18 protein-coding genes are annotated in these 16,240 nt (G+C 69.4%); 7 read left to right on the top strand and 11 right to left on the bottom strand.

Features of this window, described 5'->3' with window-relative positions; translation table 11 throughout:
- Nucleotides 1–129: 129 nt before the first annotated feature.
- From C4B30_RS24075 to C4B30_RS24045, 7 genes are all read left to right on the top strand, one after another.
- A complete protein-coding gene (locus C4B30_RS24075) occupies nucleotides 130–411 on the top strand; it encodes a DUF333 domain-containing protein (RefSeq protein ID WP_027785014.1) in 282 nt (93 codons plus the stop codon).
- A gap of 153 nt (nucleotides 412–564) precedes the next feature.
- A complete protein-coding gene (gene sugE, locus C4B30_RS24070) occupies nucleotides 565–885 on the top strand; it encodes a quaternary ammonium compound efflux SMR transporter SugE (protein WP_006497024.1) in 321 nt (106 codons plus the stop codon).
- Between the two features lie 199 nt (nucleotides 886–1,084).
- Nucleotides 1,085–1,702, top strand: a complete 618-nt coding sequence (locus C4B30_RS24065; protein ID WP_027785013.1) for a DUF4126 domain-containing protein — start codon at nucleotides 1,085–1,087, stop codon at nucleotides 1,700–1,702.
- The gene (locus C4B30_RS24060) at nucleotides 1,699–4,314 is read left to right on the top strand and encodes an ABC transporter permease (RefSeq protein WP_027785012.1); all 2,616 of its coding nucleotides are present in this window, start codon (nucleotides 1,699–1,701) and stop codon (nucleotides 4,312–4,314) included. The genes C4B30_RS24065 and C4B30_RS24060 overlap by 4 nt, the downstream gene beginning before the upstream one ends.
- 42 nt (nucleotides 4,315–4,356) lie before the next feature.
- A complete protein-coding gene (locus tag C4B30_RS24055) occupies nucleotides 4,357–4,767 on the top strand; it encodes a group II truncated hemoglobin (RefSeq protein ID WP_027785011.1) in 411 nt (136 codons plus the stop codon).
- A gap of 104 nt (nucleotides 4,768–4,871) precedes the next feature.
- Complete coding sequence (locus C4B30_RS24050) at nucleotides 4,872–5,603, top strand: alanyl-tRNA editing protein (protein ID WP_027785010.1); 732 nt, start codon at nucleotides 4,872–4,874, stop codon at nucleotides 5,601–5,603.
- Nucleotides 5,600–6,217, top strand: coding sequence for a DUF924 family protein (locus C4B30_RS24045; RefSeq protein WP_105133099.1), 618 nt, complete (start codon nucleotides 5,600–5,602; stop codon nucleotides 6,215–6,217). Before C4B30_RS24050 ends, C4B30_RS24045 begins: the two co-directional genes overlap by 4 nt.
- Before the next feature lie 145 nt (nucleotides 6,218–6,362).
- On the opposite strand, the gene C4B30_RS24040 is transcribed toward C4B30_RS24045, so the two are convergent.
- From C4B30_RS24040 to C4B30_RS23990, 11 genes are all read right to left on the bottom strand, one after another.
- Nucleotides 6,363–8,255: an ArnT family glycosyltransferase gene (locus C4B30_RS24040; protein ID WP_027785008.1), complete on the bottom strand. Its 1,893-nt coding sequence runs from the start codon at nucleotides 8,253–8,255 to the stop codon at nucleotides 6,363–6,365.
- Between the two features lie 227 nt (nucleotides 8,256–8,482).
- Nucleotides 8,483–9,244 carry an SDR family oxidoreductase gene (locus C4B30_RS24035; RefSeq protein WP_027785007.1) on the bottom strand — a complete coding sequence of 254 codons (762 nt, stop codon included), beginning with the start codon at nucleotides 9,242–9,244 and terminating at the stop codon, nucleotides 8,483–8,485.
- A 22-nt stretch (nucleotides 9,245–9,266) separates the two neighbouring features.
- Complete coding sequence (locus C4B30_RS24030; protein ID WP_027785006.1) at nucleotides 9,267–9,848, bottom strand: TIGR00730 family Rossman fold protein; 582 nt, start codon at nucleotides 9,846–9,848, stop codon at nucleotides 9,267–9,269.
- Nucleotides 9,845–10,603 (bottom strand): TetR/AcrR family transcriptional regulator, encoded by a 759-nt coding sequence (locus C4B30_RS24025; protein WP_027785005.1) that lies wholly within the window; start codon nucleotides 10,601–10,603, stop codon nucleotides 9,845–9,847. The genes C4B30_RS24030 and C4B30_RS24025 overlap by 4 nt, the downstream gene beginning before the upstream one ends.
- Before the next feature lie 240 nt (nucleotides 10,604–10,843).
- Nucleotides 10,844–11,380 (bottom strand): diacylglycerol kinase, encoded by a 537-nt coding sequence (locus C4B30_RS24020; protein WP_027785004.1) that lies wholly within the window; start codon nucleotides 11,378–11,380, stop codon nucleotides 10,844–10,846.
- Complete coding sequence (locus tag C4B30_RS24015; RefSeq protein ID WP_027785003.1) at nucleotides 11,377–12,411, bottom strand: glycosyltransferase family 4 protein; 1,035 nt, start codon at nucleotides 12,409–12,411, stop codon at nucleotides 11,377–11,379. The genes C4B30_RS24020 and C4B30_RS24015 overlap by 4 nt, the downstream gene beginning before the upstream one ends.
- 28 nt (nucleotides 12,412–12,439) lie before the next feature.
- Nucleotides 12,440–13,378, bottom strand: a complete 939-nt coding sequence (locus tag C4B30_RS24010) for a UDP-2,3-diacylglucosamine diphosphatase (protein WP_089500463.1) — start codon at nucleotides 13,376–13,378, stop codon at nucleotides 12,440–12,442.
- Between the two features lie 225 nt (nucleotides 13,379–13,603).
- A complete protein-coding gene (locus C4B30_RS24005) occupies nucleotides 13,604–14,110 on the bottom strand; it encodes an RDD family protein (RefSeq protein WP_027785001.1) in 507 nt (168 codons plus the stop codon).
- Between the two features lie 6 nt (nucleotides 14,111–14,116).
- The gene (locus tag C4B30_RS24000) at nucleotides 14,117–14,878 is read right to left on the bottom strand and encodes a DUF3106 domain-containing protein (RefSeq protein ID WP_027785000.1); all 762 of its coding nucleotides are present in this window, start codon (nucleotides 14,876–14,878) and stop codon (nucleotides 14,117–14,119) included.
- A gap of 26 nt (nucleotides 14,879–14,904) precedes the next feature.
- Nucleotides 14,905–15,345: a DUF3619 family protein gene (locus C4B30_RS23995; RefSeq protein ID WP_027784999.1), complete on the bottom strand. Its 441-nt coding sequence runs from the start codon at nucleotides 15,343–15,345 to the stop codon at nucleotides 14,905–14,907.
- Nucleotides 15,342–15,905, bottom strand: a complete 564-nt coding sequence (locus tag C4B30_RS23990) for an RNA polymerase sigma factor (RefSeq protein WP_027784998.1) — start codon at nucleotides 15,903–15,905, stop codon at nucleotides 15,342–15,344. Before C4B30_RS23990 ends, C4B30_RS23995 begins: the two co-directional genes overlap by 4 nt.
- Between the last annotated feature and the right edge of the window lie 335 nt (nucleotides 15,906–16,240).

Genomic DNA, 16,240 nt, shown 5'->3' with positions numbered 1-16,240 from the left:
CGGCCAGAATGCCGCGCGCCGGCAAGGTTGCGCCGGCGCGACAGTCTCCCGAGCGCCGCCGGCCTTGCACACCGGCTGCGCAATCCCCGCTATCCTGAACGTTCCGCGAACGAAAACGAGGAGCGTGCAATGTCCGTCCGTCTGGTCGTCATCTGTGCGCTGGCGCTGGCCATGCCCCGCGCGTTCGCCCAGCCGCTGCCGCCCGGGCAGCAGCCGCCCGGGCAAGCGGCGCTGGCCAATCCCGCGTCGGTCAACTGCGAGAAGCTCGGCGGTCGCCACGTGGTCCGCAGCCTGCCGCGCGGGCAGGTCGGCATGTGCATGTTCAAGGATGGCCGCGTGTGCGAGGAGTGGGCGTTGTACCGCGACGACCGCTGCGTCGGCGGCGTCGCGCCGAAGCGCGTGGCGAACTGACCGCGTCGGGCCGATCGCGCCCCGCATCGGCCGCGGGCGTGGCCGGCAGCCGCCAGGTCCGTAAGCCGCTTGTTATACTCGGCGCCGCCCGGGGACGACCCCGGGTCATTCGCTTCAACGGGGACGGCCCCATCCGATACGGAGTACGTCGAGATGGCGTGGGTATGGTTGTTGATCGCCGGTTTGCTGGAAGTGGCCTGGGCGGCCGGCCTGAAATCGTCGGACGGTTTCACGAAGCTCGGTCCGTCGGTGTTTACGATCGTGACGGCGCTGGCCAGCTTCGGGCTGCTCGCGGTCGCGATGCGCCAGTTGCCGCTCGGCACCGCGTACGCGGTGTGGACCGGCATCGGCGCGGTCGGCGCGTTCGTGTTCGGCATCGTGATGATGGGCGAGGCGCTGACCGTCGCGCGCGTCGCGAGCGCGGCGCTGATCGTCGCGGGGCTGGTCGGCCTGAAGCTGTCGTCGGCCGCCTGACGACGGCATCCCGGGCGCCGCGCCGCCGCGGAATTGCGCCGGTCGCCCGGCCGGCCTGTCTATAATGGAAAGCATTCGGGCCTGAACACCGTCGTGCTGCTCGCGGCACGCGGTGCCGGTCGCCACGCGCCGCGCGGCCGGTCTGTCCGACCCGATCCGATCAATCGGCAAAGCGCACGGAAAGTGCAAGGAGAGGGCCATGATCGAAGCCATTTCGCTCGGCGCGGGACTCGCGTGGGCGAGCGGCCTGCGCCTGTACCTGACGGTGCTGATCGCCGGCGTGCTGGCGCGGTTCGGCTGGCTCCATCTGCCCGACACGCTGGCCGTGCTGATGTCGCCGTGGGTCATCGGCGCCGCGGCCGTGCTCGCCGTGACCGAATTCCTTGCCGACAAGATTCCCGCGTTCGACTCGCTGTGGGATGCCGTGCATACCTTCATCCGCATTCCGGCCGGCGCCGTGCTCGCGGCCGGCGCGCTCGGCCATGCCGATCCGACCGTGCTGGCGGTCGCGGGGCTCGCCGGCGGCTCGCTCGCCGGCGCCGCGCACGTGGCGAAGGCCGGCACGCGCGCGCTGATCAACCTGTCTCCCGAACCGCTTTCGAACTGGGTCGCGTCGTCGACCGAGGACGGTCTCGTGGTCGGCGGGCTCGCGCTCGCATTCTTCGTTCCGCTCGCGTTCCTCGTGCTGCTCGCCGCGTTCATCGCGGCGTCGGCATGGGCGCTGCCGCGCCTGTGGCGCGGCGTGTCGGGCGGTTTTCGCGGGATGGCCAACCACATGGTGTCGCGGCTCAATTCGATCGGAGGGAAACGCGATTGAAGGGGCCGCAACAGGCGGCACAGCCGCCGGCCGGCCAACCCGGCCATGACGGGCGCGCGCATGCGGGCCGCTTCGGGCTGCGCGACCTGATCCGCCAGGCCGCCCGGATGACCGCGCGCGACTGGCGCGCGGGCGAACTGACGCTGCTGGTCCTCGCGCTGGTGCTCGCGGTCGCGGCGCTGACGAGCGTCGGCTTTCTCGCCGACCGGCTGCGCCAGGGGCTCGAGCGCGACGCGCGCCAGATGCTCGGCGCCGATTTCGTCGTGCGCGCCGATCGCCCCGTCGATCCGTCGTTCGACCGGCAGGCTCGCGTGCTCGGCCTGCGTACCGCGACGACGGCCATCTTCCCGAGCATGATCGCGTCCGCCGCGGGCGGGCAGGCCGCCGATGCGGCGCCGTCGCGCCTCGCGGCCGTGAAGGCCGTGTCGCCCGGCTATCCGCTGCGCGGCGCGGTCGATATCCTGCCGGCCGGCGCGGCCGTCGCGCGGAAGGCGACCGCGATTCCCGCGCCCGGCACCGTCTGGGCCGACCCGGCGCTGCTCGACGCGCTGCACCTCAAGGCGGGCGATACGGTGCGCGTCGGGCTGCGCACGTTCACGGTCGCGGCCTCGATCTCCCGCGAACTCGATCGCGGCTTTTCGTTCGTCAATTTTTCCCCGCGGCTGATGATGCGCGCGGACGAGCTCGCCGCGACGGGGCTCACGGGCTACGGCAGCCGCGTCACGTACCGGCTGCTGGTCGCCGGCGACGCACCGGCCGTCGCGCGCTTCGAAGCGTATGCACACGCGCGCGTCGACGGCGGGAAACTGCGCGGCGTCGGGCTGGAGTCGTTGCAGGAAGGGCAGCCGCAGGTGCGGCAGACGCTGGATCGCGCGCGCCATTTCCTGACGCTCGTCGCATTGCTGACCGCGCTGCTCGCGGCGGTCGCGATTGCGATGGCCGCGCAGCGCTACATGCGGCGCCATCTCGACGGCGGCGCGACGATGCGCTGCCTCGGCGTGAGCCGCCGCACACTCGGCGCGCTGTTCGCGCTCGAATTCGTCGGCATCGGAATCGTGTCGGGCGCCGCGGGCGCGGTGCTCGGCTACGGCGGTCACTGGGCATTGCTGGCCGCGCTCGGCGGCCTGATCGACGTCGTGCTGCCGCCGCCCACGTTGTGGCCGGCGGTGATCGGCATGGGCGCCGCGCTCGTGCTGCTGCTCGGCTTCGCGCTGCCGCCGCTCGTGCCGCTCACACGCGTGCCGCCGGTGCGCGTGCTGCGGCGCGAGTGGGGCGATGCGTCGCGCACCGCGTGGGCCGCGTATGCGATCGGCGTCGTGCTGTTCGCGGGGCTGCTGATCGTGGCCGCCGGCAACCTGAAGCTCGGCCTGATCGTCGCGGGCGGCTTTGCCGGCGCGCTGGTCGGGTTCGCGCTGATCGCCCGGCTCGTACTGTTCGCCGCCGCGCGCGCGGTACGCAATGCGCGCGTGGCCGCGGGCGTCGGCTGGCGTTATGCGCTGGCGTCGCTGCATCGGCGCGGCACGGCCAGCGCGCTGCAGATCACCGCGCTCGCGCTCGGCCTGATGTGCCTGTTGCTGATCGCGATCACGCGCAACGACCTCGTGGCGGGCTGGCGGCAGTCGACGCCGCCCGATGCGCCGAACCAGTTCCTGATCGACATCCAGCCCGACCAGCGCGCCGATGTCGCCGCCTATCTGGCCGCGCACGGCGTGCGCGACGCCATCCCCGCGCCGATGGTGCGCGGCCGCCTCGTCGCGATCAACGGCAAGCCGGTGAATCCGGACGCGTACCCGTCCGAAGAGGCCCGCCGGCTCGTCGATCGCGAATTCAACCTGTCGTATACGACCGAGCTGCCGTCCGACAACCGGATCGTCGAAGGCGACTGGTTCGGTACCGCGGCCACGCCGCAGATCTCGATCGAAGCCGGCCTTGCGAAGACGCTGAACGTGAAGCCGGGCGACACGCTGCGCTTCGACGTGACGGGGCTGACGGTCGATGCGCCCGTCACGAGCGTGCGCAAGCTCGACTGGGGTTCGTTCCGCGTCAACTTCTTCGTGCTGATGCCGCCGCCGGTGCTGAAGGATTTTCCGGCCGTCTACCTGACGAGCTTCCATCTGCCGGCATCGGACGCCGCGCTGCTCGATCCGCTGATCGCGCGCTACCCGAACCTGACCGCGATCGACGTCGCGCCGATCCTCGCGCAGTTGCAGCGGATGATGCTGCAGGTGGTGGGGGCGGTGCAGTTCCTGTTTGCGTTCACGCTCGCGGCCGGCGTGCTCGTGCTGTACACGGCGCTCGCCGGCTCGCGCGACGAGCGCGTGCGCGAGGCCGCGCTGTTGCGCGCGCTCGGCGCGTCGCGCGCGCAGGTCAATGCGGTGCAGCGCGCGGAATTCATCGTGGTCGGCGCGCTGGCCGGCGCGCTGGCGTCGGCGGGCGCGATCGCGGTCGGCTGGGTGCTCGCGTCGCGCGTGTTCGATTTCCAGCTCGCCGTCGATCCGTGGCTCGTGCCGGCCGGCATCGCGGCCGGCGTCGTCTGCGCCGGTGCGGCCGGCTGGCTGAGCCTGCATAATGTGTTGCGGCGCCCCGCGCTGCAGTCGCTGCGCGACGCCTGAGCGTCGCCCGCAGCCCGAAGATCCCGTTTTCCGACTATCCGTATGACCGATGTGAATGACGATGCGCCGTCGCAGCCGACGGCGTTCGAGCTCGTGGGCGGCGAAGCCCGCGTGCGCGAAATGGTGGACCGCTTCTACGACCTGATGGACCTCGAGCCCGAGTTCGCGCAGATTCGCGCGCTGCATCCGCCGTCGCTCGACGGGTCGCGCGACAAGCTGTTCTGGTTCCTGTGCGGCTGGCTCGGCGGCCCCGACCACTACATCGGCCGGTTCGGCCATCCCCGGCTGCGCGCGCGGCACCTGCCGTTCCCGATCGCGTCGGTCGAGCGCGACCAGTGGCTGCGCTGCATGGCGTGGGCGATGGAGGATGTCGGGTTGCCGGAGCCGCTGCGCGAGCGGCTCATGCATTCGTTCTACGACACGGCCGACTGGATGCGCAACCGGCCCGGTTGATCGACCGGTACGCCGCTGCCTGCGCGCGGGACGATCTGCGTCTGGGCGCATGGGCAGCCCGGCGCGACACTGGCCGTTTCCCCCATCGATACGAGGCTCCCCCGATGACGACACAAGCGCTGTTTCGCGAAGACGCGTACCTCACGCGATGCGAGGCGATCGTCCAGGCCGTGGGCGACGACGGCATCCGCCTCGACCGCACGGTGTTCTATCCGCTCGGCGGCGGCCAGGCCGGCGACGCCGGCACGCTGACGCTGCCCGACGGCGGCACGATCGCGATTGCCGATACGCGCAAGGCGAAGTTCGACGGCGCGACGCCCGACGACGCCGTGCACGTGCCCGCGCCGGGCCAGGAGGCGCGCGTCGCGACGCTTGCTCCCGGCACGCGTGTGGTCGCCGCGATCGACTGGCCGCGCCGCTACCGGCACATGCGCCTGCACACGGCCGCGCACCTGATGTGCGCGGTGCTGCCGTACGCGGTCGACGGCTGCAGCGTGACGGCCGACTACGTGCGGCTCGATTTCGCGACGTCCGACGCGATCGACCGCGACGACGTCGAGCGGCGCCTCGCGGGCCTCGTCGACGGCGCGCATCCGGTCACGACCGAATGGATCACCGACGACGAGATGGCCGAGCGGCCCGAACTCGTGCGCACGATGAGCGTGAAGCCGCCGATGGGCCTCGGCCGCGTGCGGCTGCTGCGCATCGAAAACGTCGACCTGCAGCCGTGCGGCGGCACGCATGTGCGCAACACGTCCGAAATCGGCGGGCTGCGGGTCGCGAAACTGGAAAAGAAGAGTGCGCGCACACGGCGCCTCGTACTGGAGTTTGCATGACGATCGATAGCGGGAAAGCGGGCGCGGCGGTGCTGGATCCGCAAGCGCGCGAGATTCTGGATTTCTGGTTCGGCGAACCGGGCTCGGCCGAATTCGGGCAGGAACGCAAGATCTGGTTCAACGGCGGCGCGGCGTTCGACGACGTGCTGCGCACGCGTTACGGCGCGCTGCTCGACGCCGCGTGCGCCGGCGCCTGCGATCACTGGGCCGATTCGCCGGAGGGTGCGCTGGCGTTGATCGTCGTGCTCGACCAGTTCTCGCGCAACATCCATCGCGGCACGCCGCGCGCGTTTGCCGCCGATCCGAAGGCGCTCGCGCTCGCCCGCCGCCTCGTCGCTGCCGGCTGGGATGCGCAACTGCCGAGCGGACATCACCGTGCGTTCGCATATCTGCCGTTCGAGCACGACGAATCGGTCGAGAGCCAGCGCGAGGCCGTGCGCCTGTGCGCGGGCATCCGTGACGAGGCCGGATGCGAGAGTTATCACCGCTTCGCGTTGCTGCATGCGGCGATCGTCGAGCGCTTCGGCCGCTTTCCGCACCGGAACGCGATTCTCGGTCGCGCGTCGACCGACGAGGAAACGGTGTTTCTGCGGGAGCCCGGCTCGTCGTTCTGACGATCGGACATCGGTGTGGCGACGGAAGGGGCGGCGAGCCCGCCGACGCCGGCGGGTTCGTGCCGGCCGGCATCGCGCAAAGCGCGCGGCCGGTGCCGAAGCGGAAACTAAAGGCGGGCAGGACGGCGCATCGCGCCGCCCGATGTCATTGCAGGTGCTGTTCGGGCGTGCGCACGTAGACGCGCAGCAGTTCCGTGTTGTCGCCCGGGCGGGCGCCGGTCCAGAACAGCTTCCATTCGTTGCCGGGCGCCGGATCGACGGCCCGCACGCCCTGCACGATCATCCACGTGCAGCGCGTCGTCTTCGCGTCGTCGATCGGCGTGTGCTGGATGCCGGAGAAGTAGTACAGCATCGGCGCTTCCGATTCGCCGAGCCCGTGCAGGCTCGCCATGCAGTCGCCGTCGTTCCATTCGAGCGCGAGATGCGCGTTCAGGTCGTCGAACACCGAGCGATAGCTCTTCGCGACGTCGAGCCACGGCAGCAGCAGCGTATAGATGAGCCCCCACGCGACGAGCGCGCCGGCGCCCCACGACAGCGCGCCGCGCCACAAGCCGGTCGTGCGCAGCTTCGGCAGCAGCGTCAGCCAGCCGACCGTCAGCGCGAGCGCGCCGGTCACGAGCGCGGGCTGGATCGGCATCGTCCAGTCGAGCGGCAGCCACCGGCCGAGCAGCGCGAGATCGGCGCGCGACGCGGCCGGATCGGCCATCACCGCCCAGATCGCCCACGCGAGCACGACGACCGTGCCGAACAGGATACGGCTCAGGTAATCCCACGCGAGATGCAGCCGGCGCGGCAGGCGGTCGATCGCCTGCGCGGCGACCAGCGCGAGCGGTGCGAAGAACGGCAGGATGTAGAGCTGGCGCGACGTCGCGGACACCTGCAGCACCACGAGCCCGATGCCGGCGAACAGCACGGGCAGCGCGATGCGTGGTGCGTGCCAGTCGCGCCATGCGCCGCGGGCGAGCGCGACGATCGCGAGCGGGGCGACCGGGAAGCCGACGAGCACGAACGCGCGCAGGATGAAGAACGGCTTGTCGTTTTCGGCGCCCAGTTCGGGAACGGAGAAGCCGAAGAAGCGGCCGACGTTGTTGTCCCAGAACCACGTCATGAACAGCGTTTCCGAGCGCAGGAACAGGGCGGTCGGCCAGATCAGCGCGAACGGCGCGAACACGAGCGCGGCAATGCCGAGCGCGCGTGCGAACGAGCGGGTGCGGCAGGCCGGATAGAGCACCAGCGTGCAGACGAGCGTGGCCGCGAACACGAGCGGCACGAACAGCCCCTTCGCCATCAGCGCGATGCCGACGCCCGCGCCGAAGATCGGCGCGGCCCAGCGGCTCGCCGGATGCGCCGGCAGCCCGTGCCGCATCTGCTGTGCACGCGCGACGTGCTGGATCACGAGTTCGAGCAGCCCGCAGAACCCCATTGCCGTGCCGGCAAACAGCGCGACGTCCGTCATCATGTCGTGTACGTGCTTGATGACGACGAGCGTGCCCGCGCTCAGCACGACCGGGCCGAGCACGCGCAGGTCGAACCAGCTGTCCGCCCGGCTGGCCACGCGGGCCGCGCGCGCGATGAAGCCGAACGCGAGCGCGGCGAACAGGGCGCTCGCGAGGCGCGCCGCGTCGTGCAGCGGCATCACGCGCTGCAGCAGCCACGCGAGGCTGGTCGCGACCCACGCGTAAAGCGGCGGCTTTTCCATGAATGGCAGGCCGGCATTGGTCGGTACGACGAAGTCGCCGGTTTCGAGCATGTGCTGGATGATGCCGAACGTGTAGGTTTCGTCCTGTTTCCACGGATCGTGTCCGAGCACGCCGGGCAGCGTGTACGCGCACACCAGTGCGGCGACGAACAACCAGGCGCGCCAGCCGAGCAGCAGCGAGCGCTCGCGCGGGGTGCCGATGGCGGCGGTCGAAGCGGCGACGGGCGTGCCGCCGACGTCGAGCGTCGCGACGATGTCGGTATCGGCGGTCGAGCGGGTGTGCGCGGCCGGGGCGGGCACGGGCGTGCGTCGCCGGTTGGGCGCTGCGGTTCCAGGCATGGAAAAGATCTCGGGTCGAGTCGAGCCGGTCCGCGACATGGGCAGGACCGATAAGGGGCTACATCCGGGTAACGGACGGCGTGTTTAAGACACCTGTCTGAATGTCCGCTAGTAGAGCACGGAATTGTTACGGACGTTTACTGAAACTGTCACGGAATTGTGGAGATTTGTGGCGCCGTGACCACGGGGCGGTTTTCGACCGCTGTATTGTTGCGCCGCGCGTCAGCTTAGCGGCCGCCGCCGACGTCGAGCAGGGCGCCCGTCGTGTAGGACGCCATATCGCCGAGCAGCCAGACGATCGCCTCGGCGATCTCCTGCGCTTCGCCCGCGCGGCCGAGCGGTGTCTGCGCGCCGAGACGGGCCGCCCGGCCCGGCTGGCCGCCGCTTGCATGAATTTCGGTCTCGATCAGGCCGGGGCGCACCGCGTTGACGCGCACGCCGTGCGGGCCGAGTTCCTTTGCCAGGCCGATCGTCAGCGAATCGACCGCGCCTTTCGAGCCCGCGTAGTCGACGTACTCGTTCGGCGAGCCGAGCCGCGACGCGATCGACGACACGTTGACGATCGCGCCGCCGCGGCCGCCACGGTCGGTGGCCAGCCGGCGCGCGGCTTCGCGCGCGCACAGATAGGCGCCGAGCACGTTGGTATCGAACATCCGCCGCAGCCGGTCGACCGGCATGTCGGCGAGCGGCATCGACGGCGCGACGATGCCTGCATTGTTGACCAGCGCGTCGAGGCGCCCGAATTCGGCGGCAACGGTGTCGAACATCGCGACGACGTCCGCCTCGTTCGCGACGTCGCCCGCGACGATGCACGCGCGGCCGCCCGCGTCGCGCACGGCCTGCGCGGTCCGTTCGGCCGTCGCCGCGTCGCGCGCGTAGTTGATGCCGACGTCCCAGCCGCGTTCGGCCGCGAGCACGGCGGTCGCGCGGCCGATGCCACGGCTCGCGCCGGTGATGAGGACGGCCTTGCGCTCGGACGGTGCGGTCATCGCGTGCGGGTTCCGGTGAGGATTACTTCGCGGCGTCGGATGCCCACTTGTCGCGGGCGGGCGGCTGGTAGCGGCGCAGCCGCTCGATCAGCCCGGCGGGTTCCGATTCGACGCACAGCGCGTCGAAATAGGCCGGCCGCATGAAGCCTTCGTCGACCGTATGGCGCAACAGCGCGATCAGCGGATCGTAGAACGAATCGATGTTGTAGAGCGCGACGGGCTTGCGGTGATAGCCGAGCTGCGCCCACGTGTAGACCTCGAAGAGCTCCTCGAGCGTGCCGGCGCCGCCGGGCATCGCGACGAACGCATCGGAGAGGTCGGCCATCATCTTCTTGCGATGGTGCATGTCGGGCACGACGTGCAGTTCCGACAGCCCCGTATGGCCGACTTCCTTGTCGACGAGCAATTCGGGGATCACGCCGACCGCACGGCCGCCGGCCGCCATCACTTCGTCGGCGATCACGCCCATCAGGCCGACGCGGCCGCCGCCGTACACGAGCGTGAGGCCTGCATCGACGAGCGCGCGGCCGAAGGCGCGCGCGGCATCGGCATAGACGGGCCGCACGCCGGACGACGAGCCGCAGTAAACGCAGACTGCCTTCATTGCTTGGCGTCCTTGGCCGGGGGCTGCCCAACGGTGACCGGCCCGCCGGCGGGGCGCGGCGAACCGTCGCGCGGCGGCAGGTAGTCGGTGAACTGGCGCTTGGGCAGCTTGCCGGAGACCAGATCGTCGAACAGCTGGCGCGAACGGCCGCGCAGGTACGGGGCCATCACCGAGATCACGTGCATGCTGACCTGGTGCAGCTCTTCGCGAATCGCGTCCTGGTCGTTGTATTTGCGCGGGTGCATCACGTACTGGTACGACAGCCAGTACGTCGAGATCACCGCCATGTTGGTCGCGATGACCTCGATCTCGGCGGGCGTCGCGACCATTTCGGCATCGGACACGAGCAGCTCGCACATGTCGTGCGCGAAGCGCACCTTGTGGCTGATGATCTGCTTGAAGTGCGTCTCGAGCGTGCGGTTGCGGGCGAGCAGGTCGTTGAGGTCGCGATACAGGAACCGGTAAGTCCACATGAAGTCGGCCATGTACTGCAGGTACGACCAGGTTTCGTCGATCGTCGGACGATGATCTTCGGGGAAGCGCAGCCGCCGTTCGATCTGCTGCTCGAACTGCGCGAAGATGCTGTTGATGATGTCGTCCTTGTTGCGGAAATGGTAGTACAGGTTGCCTGGACTGATTTCCATTTCCTCGGCGATCGTCGTGGTGGTGACGTTCGGCTCGCCGATCTCGTTGAAGAGTTTCAACGACAACTCGAGAATCCGTTCGCGGGTGCGGCGGGGAGGTTTCGCTTCCATGTCGTCCGGCCCTGTGTGTGCCGGACTGGCGGGCGCTGCAATCGATGCTGCGTGATTCGTCCGGCGCGGGTTGCTGTTCTATGTCTAGCGGACGATTATAAACCGGGGTTTCGCCACATCGGGGCATTTCGTGATCGCGGCCCCGCGCGGCGCATGGTGCAGCGCCGCACGCGGGCGGCGGGGCGGGCGCCCGGGGAGTGCCTAGGGCCAGCGCAAGCCCGTTATTGGCGTGAACAGGCCCTAGAAGCCGAGCCAGCGTGCGACGACCGGGCCGAGCACGAAGCCCCAGGTCGTCACGCACGCGAACAGCGCGACCGTCACGGCCGCGCTGCCGAGGTCCTTCGCGCGCTTCGAGAGTTCGTGGCGCTCGAGCGAGATGCGGTCGATCGCGGCTTCGACGCTCGAGTTCAGCAGCTCGACGATCAGCACCAGCAGCACCGACGCGATCAGCAGCGCGCGCGACGGGGCCGGCACCGGCGCGAATGCGCCGATCGGCAGCATCAGCGCGGCGAGCGTGAGCTCCTGGCGAAACGCGCTTTCCTCGCGGATCGCGACGCGAAAGCCGTTCAGCGAATGCTTGAGCGCGAACCACGCGCGCGTGATGCCGCGGTGGCGCTTGTACGGGTTCGGCGGCAGCGGCGTCAGCTGATCGTCCGGGCCGAGCGGCTCGTGCGGATGCGCGTCCGTTTCGGCGTGCGACTCTTCCTCGTCGAACGGGTGGTGCCGTGGCGGCGTTGCGGCGGGGGGCGGGATCTTGTCGTTCAGGTCTCGTTTCAAACGGCGGCACCTTCGGCGGGCGAGTACGCGGTCTTCGGCAGCGGCTTCAGATGCGACGCGAACTGCTCGGATGCCGCGCGCCACGAGAAGCGTTCCGCCCACGCGCGCGCAGTCGTGCGTTCGATCTTCAGCGCCTCGAGGCAGGCTTCCTGCAGGTCCTCGTGCATCGCGCCGGCGTCGCCTCCGCTGAGCACGTCGATCGGGCCCGTGACGGGATACGCGGCCACCGGCGTGCCGCAGGCGAGCGCCTCGAGCAGCACGAGGCCGAACGTGTCGGTGCGACTCGGGAACACGAACACGTCGGCCGCAGCATACACCTTCGCGAGCTCGGCCTGCGACAGCACGCCGAGATAGTTCGCCTCCGGGTAGCGCGACTTCAGTTCCGCGAGCGCGGGGCCTTCGCCCGCGACCCACTTCGAGCCGGGCAGATCGAGGCGCAGGAACGCCTCGACGTTCTTCTCGATCGCGACGCGGCCCACGTACAGGAAGATCGGCCGCGCGGTATTGAGCACCTTCGACTCCATCGGCCGGAAGATGTCGAGATCGACGCCGCGGGTCCACAGCACCACGTTCGTGAAGCCGAATTTCTCGAGGTCCTCCTTGACGACCGGCGTCGGCGCCATCACCGCGAGCGACGGGCCGTGGAACCAGTGCAGGAAGCGGTAGGTCGCGGCGAGCGGAATGCCGAAGCGCGCCTGCACGTATTCCGGAAAGCGCGTGTGATAGGCGGTCGTGTACGGCAGCTTGTGCGCGCGCGCATAGCGCCGGGCGGCCATGCCGAGCGGGCCTTCGGTCGCGATGTGCAGCGCGTCGGGTGCGAACGCATCGATCCGCGCGCGCAGCTTGCGGTACGGCAGGATCGACAGGCGGATCTCGGGGTAGGTCGGGCAGGGCACCGTGCGGAATTCCAGCGGCGTCAGCAGTTCGACACGGTGGCCGAGCGCCGTGAGTTCGCGCGACGTGCTCTTCAGCGTGCGCACGACGCCGTTGACCTGCGGTTCCCACGCGTCGGTGACAATCATGATCTTCATCGCGGCATGTCCTGGAAATAGGGTTGAGTCAGGCAGTGGCCTTGGCCTTGCGCGACGTGATCTCCGACGGTGCGGAGCGCATCACCGTCCAGTAGACGATCTTCAGTTCGCCTTCCATCGTTTCGACGAGCGCGGACAGGCTTTCGACCCAGTCGCCGTCGTTGCAGTACAGCACACCGTCGATGTCGCGGATCTCGGCCTTGTGGATGTGGCCGCACACGACGCCGTCGCAGCCGCGGCGGCGGGCCTCGTCGGTCATCACGGTCTCGAACTGCGAGATGAAGTTGACTGCGTTCTTCACCTGGTGCTTCAGGTACTGCGACAGCGACCAGTACTGGAAGCCCAGCCGGCTGCGGATCCGGTTGAACCAGCGGTTCAGCACGAGGATCAGCGTGTAGAGCGTGTCGCCGAGGTACGCGAGCCATTTCGCGTGCTGGATCACGCCGTCGAACAGGTCGCCGTGCACGATCCACAAACGTTTGCCTGCAAGCGTCGTGTGGAATGCCTCGCCGCGCACCTGGATGTCGCCGAACGCGAGATCGCAGAACTGCCGCGCGCCTTCGTCGTGGTTGCCGGGGATGTAGACCACCTGCGTGCCCTTGCGCGCCTTGCGCAGGATTTTCTGCACGACGTCGTTGTGCGCCTGCGGCCAGTACCAGCCTTTCTTCAACTGCCAGCCGTCGATGATGTCGCCGACGAGGTACAGGTATTCCGAGTCGTTGTGACGCAGGAAATCCAGCAGGTAGGGCGCCTGGCAGCCGCTCGAGCCGAGGTGGATGTCGGACAGCCAGATGGTGCGGTAGCGATGGGCGGACGGCTCGGGGTCCTCGTGCTGCGTGGTGTGCGCGACGGGCGGTTTTTGCGACACCACGCCGTCGGTTGCCCCCGAGCCGGACAGGAACGCAGTGGCGGCGCGAGCGCCGATGGGATGACGAAACAGTGAGGTCGCGGACGTTTTCTGGCCCATGCATGACTCGCGCCGGTTGACAGTACCGGCATTGCGCCATGCGGGCGTGACTGTGCCATGACAGTCACGAGACGTTCTTATTACGACCGTTGAAGGGTGTTTAGCAGTGAATGGACAAGTGTTGAGTAACCTGCCGCACTGAACGGTCGTCGCTTGTCCGGCAAGGCCATCCGGGTCGACGAGGGCGCGCCGAACGTGCGGCTTTCGTCTGGCGAAAGCCGCGCGTCAGCGCGGGATCGCGACGACGCGCGTGCGCGCGATCCGGTCGTGCGGGAACTGGCGATCGGCGTGCAAGCGGGAGGCACCGGCCCACGCGACGATCCATGCGGCGGTGAGCGCGAGCGTGACGGGTACCGACAGGCCGACGAGCGGGTGCAGCGCGAGCGGCGGCAGGAACCACAGCCAGCCGAGCACGTAGCGGACGAGCGCGTGGCCGGCGCTCAGCGGCCGGCCGCTCGACGATTCGAGCCGTAGCCGCCAGGTTTTCATCGGCAGCGTCTGGCCGCCGTGCGTCCAGAACCACACGAAATACGCGCCGACGACGAGCGCGATCCACGCGGCGAGCAGGTTGTGATGGACGAGGCCGTTGCGTTGCTGGGTCGCGAGGCTGAACGCGAGCCCGGCGAAGAACACGACGCCGAACAGCAGCACGCCTTCGTAGAGCAGCGCGGCGAGGCGCCGCCGTACGGACGGCGCGGCGGCCTGGGTCTCGGGCGCGCGGGCGTTCGCCACGGCCGCTCAGGAGCCCTTGAACAGCGAAGGCGCGTCGGCGGGCGACACCGGCGCCACGGCGGCCGGTGCGGATGCGGTGCCGGAGGTCGACGACGCGGGCACCGGCTGCGCGGCGGCGCCGGCCGACGCGGGCGCCGGGGCAGCGGCCGCGCCGCTCGCCGGGTGTTCGTGCGCGTTGACGAGGCGGCGCACGTCACGGTCGGCGACGGTCGGCGGCGCACTGACGACACTCGGCTTGCGGCGGCGCTCGGCGGCGGCAAGCCGTTCCTTCTGCTCCTCGGGGAGTTGCTGGTAGGCCTTCCAGGCGCGCTCGCGCGCCTGCGCGGACAGTTCCTTCGCGCTCTGGTAGTTCTCGCGCGCGACGCGGCGCTGCTCGGGCGTCATCTTCGCCCATTCGGTCATCCGCTCCTGCAGCCGCTTCTGGTCATCCGGCGACAACTTCGCGAAACGCGATGCGATCTTCAGCCATTTGCGCTTTCGGGCGTCGCTGAAGCCGTCCCACTGGTCGGCGAACGGCGCGAGGGCCGCGTGCTGCGCCGGCGTGAGGCGCGCCCACGACAGCGGGCCGGCGGCGGCCGGCAGCGGCAGGGGCAGCGGAGGGAGTTCGGTGGTCAGCCCGGTCGCGGTCGACGCGGGCGCGGCGGTGCTGGTGGTCGCGACGGGAGCCGTTGCGGGGGCCGGGTGGAATCGGGGATACGTGGCGACGTACGAAACGGCGATCGCGATCACGCATCCGAAAAATACGGCCAGGCCGCGCTTCTGACTCACCCGTACGATCCCCTCGTTATTGTCTGTTAGTGAGCGCGCGAAAGATACGCGTTGAACCCGTGGTCGAGATACGCATTGAGCGGCAGGTCGTCGCTGAGCATCGCCGCGTCGATGTCGGCGAGTTCGGCGGTGCGCTGCATGTCTTCCCAGTACGCGATGCCGACGAGCCCCGCGAGCAGCAACGCGAGCGGCCATGCGCGCAGCAGCCGGCGCGCGAGCGACGCGTGCGGGCGGCCGGTCGGCGCGTGGTTCGCGGGCGTCAGGCCGTAAGCGCCGGCCGCGCCGGCGAAGGCCGGCACGAACACCGGCGCGGTCGCGGCTTCGGGCTTCTTGCGCGCGAGCGCGGCCCGGCGGGCGACGGCCAGCCGATCGGTGGTCGCGGCAGGCAGGGCGGCCGCGCGCTCGTCCAGCGCGCGGCGCACCTTCAGCGCGAATTCGTGTTCTCGGTTTGCGGGAGCGGAGCTCATAGCGTGATTCCTTTGGCCTTGAGCGCTTGCGCCAGAGTGTGGGTGGCTCGCGAGCAGTGCGTCTTGACGCTGCCCTCGGAGCACCCCATCGCGGCGGCAGTCTCGGCGACATCCATATCTTCCCAATAACGCATCAGGAACGCTTCCCGTTGACGCGTCGGAAGTTTCTGGATTTCTTCGTCGATCAGGGCCAGAACCTGCTCTCTCTCGAGGCGGTGCTCGCTGCTCTCGACGCCCGCGTTGTCGTCCGCGGATTCGAGCGTTTCGAGCGGGTCGAAGTCGTCGTCGTCGGTGTTGTTCAGCGACGAGAAGAGCGTCACCCACGTGTTGCGGACCTTCTGCCGGCGGAACCAGTCGTGGATCGCGTTCTGCAGGATCCGCTGAAAAAGCAGCGGCAGCTCGGCCGCCGGCCGGTCGCCGTATTTTTCAGCGAGCTTGATCATCGCGTCCTGCACGATGTCGAGCGATGCATCGTCGTCACGTACGGCGTACGCAGCCTGCTTGAACGCGCGCCTTTCGACGCCCGCCAGAAAGTCGGCGAGTTCCTTGTCTGATGCCATTCCGTGAAGGTATGCGCTGCGGCCCGCTGCGTGGTGTAAAAGGTCGAAAAATTTCGTAAAACCCGCGGATGCTATCAAATTTTCGTCCGACTTGGCAGCGGGTCGGGCGCCGCACGTTGCGCGCGGACCGCGCCGGCGGGGCGCCGGGCGGCGCGCATGATGCGCTGCGGGATATTTTGCTTGACGGCTCAATCGTGAGCCGCTATCGTCGGCGGTTCGCAACATGAAGTGATGGTCTCATTTGAGGCTGGCCCAAGAAGCCCGCCCTTCAAACTGGACGCGCCGCTTGAACCCGAGCCACAAGCCCGGCAGAGAGCACCCGATCAATTTTTTGC

It is taken from the genome of Burkholderia sp. BE12, from assembly GCF_002959955.1.
Taxonomy (GTDB): domain Bacteria; phylum Pseudomonadota; class Gammaproteobacteria; order Burkholderiales; family Burkholderiaceae; genus Burkholderia.
The sequence above is the reverse complement of the archived record's forward strand: the minus strand, read 5'-3'. Positions and strand labels throughout refer to the sequence as shown.

Excerpts from the sequence above, each read along its gene's own strand:
- C4B30_RS24075 (WP_027785014.1), top strand. The coding sequence starts at position 130 with ATGTCCGTCCGTCTGGTCGTCATCTGTGCGCTGGCGCTGGCCATGCCC.
- sugE (WP_006497024.1), top strand. The coding sequence starts at position 565 with ATGGCGTGGGTATGGTTGTTGATCGCCGGTTTGCTGGAAGTGGCCTGG.
- C4B30_RS24065 (WP_027785013.1), top strand. The coding sequence starts at position 1,085 with ATGATCGAAGCCATTTCGCTCGGCGCGGGACTCGCGTGGGCGAGCGGC.
- C4B30_RS24055 (WP_027785011.1), top strand. The coding sequence starts at position 4,357 with ATGACCGATGTGAATGACGATGCGCCGTCGCAGCCGACGGCGTTCGAG.
- C4B30_RS24050 (WP_027785010.1), top strand. The coding sequence starts at position 4,872 with ATGACGACACAAGCGCTGTTTCGCGAAGACGCGTACCTCACGCGATGC.
- C4B30_RS24045 (WP_105133099.1), top strand. The coding sequence starts at position 5,600 with ATGACGATCGATAGCGGGAAAGCGGGCGCGGCGGTGCTGGATCCGCAA.
- C4B30_RS24040 (WP_027785008.1), bottom strand. The coding sequence starts at position 8,255 with ATGCCTGGAACCGCAGCGCCCAACCGGCGACGCACGCCCGTGCCCGCC.
- C4B30_RS24035 (WP_027785007.1), bottom strand. The coding sequence starts at position 9,244 with ATGACCGCACCGTCCGAGCGCAAGGCCGTCCTCATCACCGGCGCGAGC.
- C4B30_RS24030 (WP_027785006.1), bottom strand. The coding sequence starts at position 9,848 with ATGAAGGCAGTCTGCGTTTACTGCGGCTCGTCGTCCGGCGTGCGGCCC.
- C4B30_RS24025 (WP_027785005.1), bottom strand. The coding sequence starts at position 10,603 with ATGGAAGCGAAACCTCCCCGCCGCACCCGCGAACGGATTCTCGAGTTG.
- C4B30_RS24015 (WP_027785003.1), bottom strand. The coding sequence starts at position 12,411 with ATGAAGATCATGATTGTCACCGACGCGTGGGAACCGCAGGTCAACGGC.
- C4B30_RS24010 (WP_089500463.1), bottom strand. The coding sequence starts at position 13,378 with ATGGGCCAGAAAACGTCCGCGACCTCACTGTTTCGTCATCCCATCGGC.
- C4B30_RS23995 (WP_027784999.1), bottom strand. The coding sequence starts at position 15,345 with ATGAGCTCCGCTCCCGCAAACCGAGAACACGAATTCGCGCTGAAGGTG.
- C4B30_RS23990 (WP_027784998.1), bottom strand. The coding sequence starts at position 15,905 with ATGGCATCAGACAAGGAACTCGCCGACTTTCTGGCGGGCGTCGAAAGG.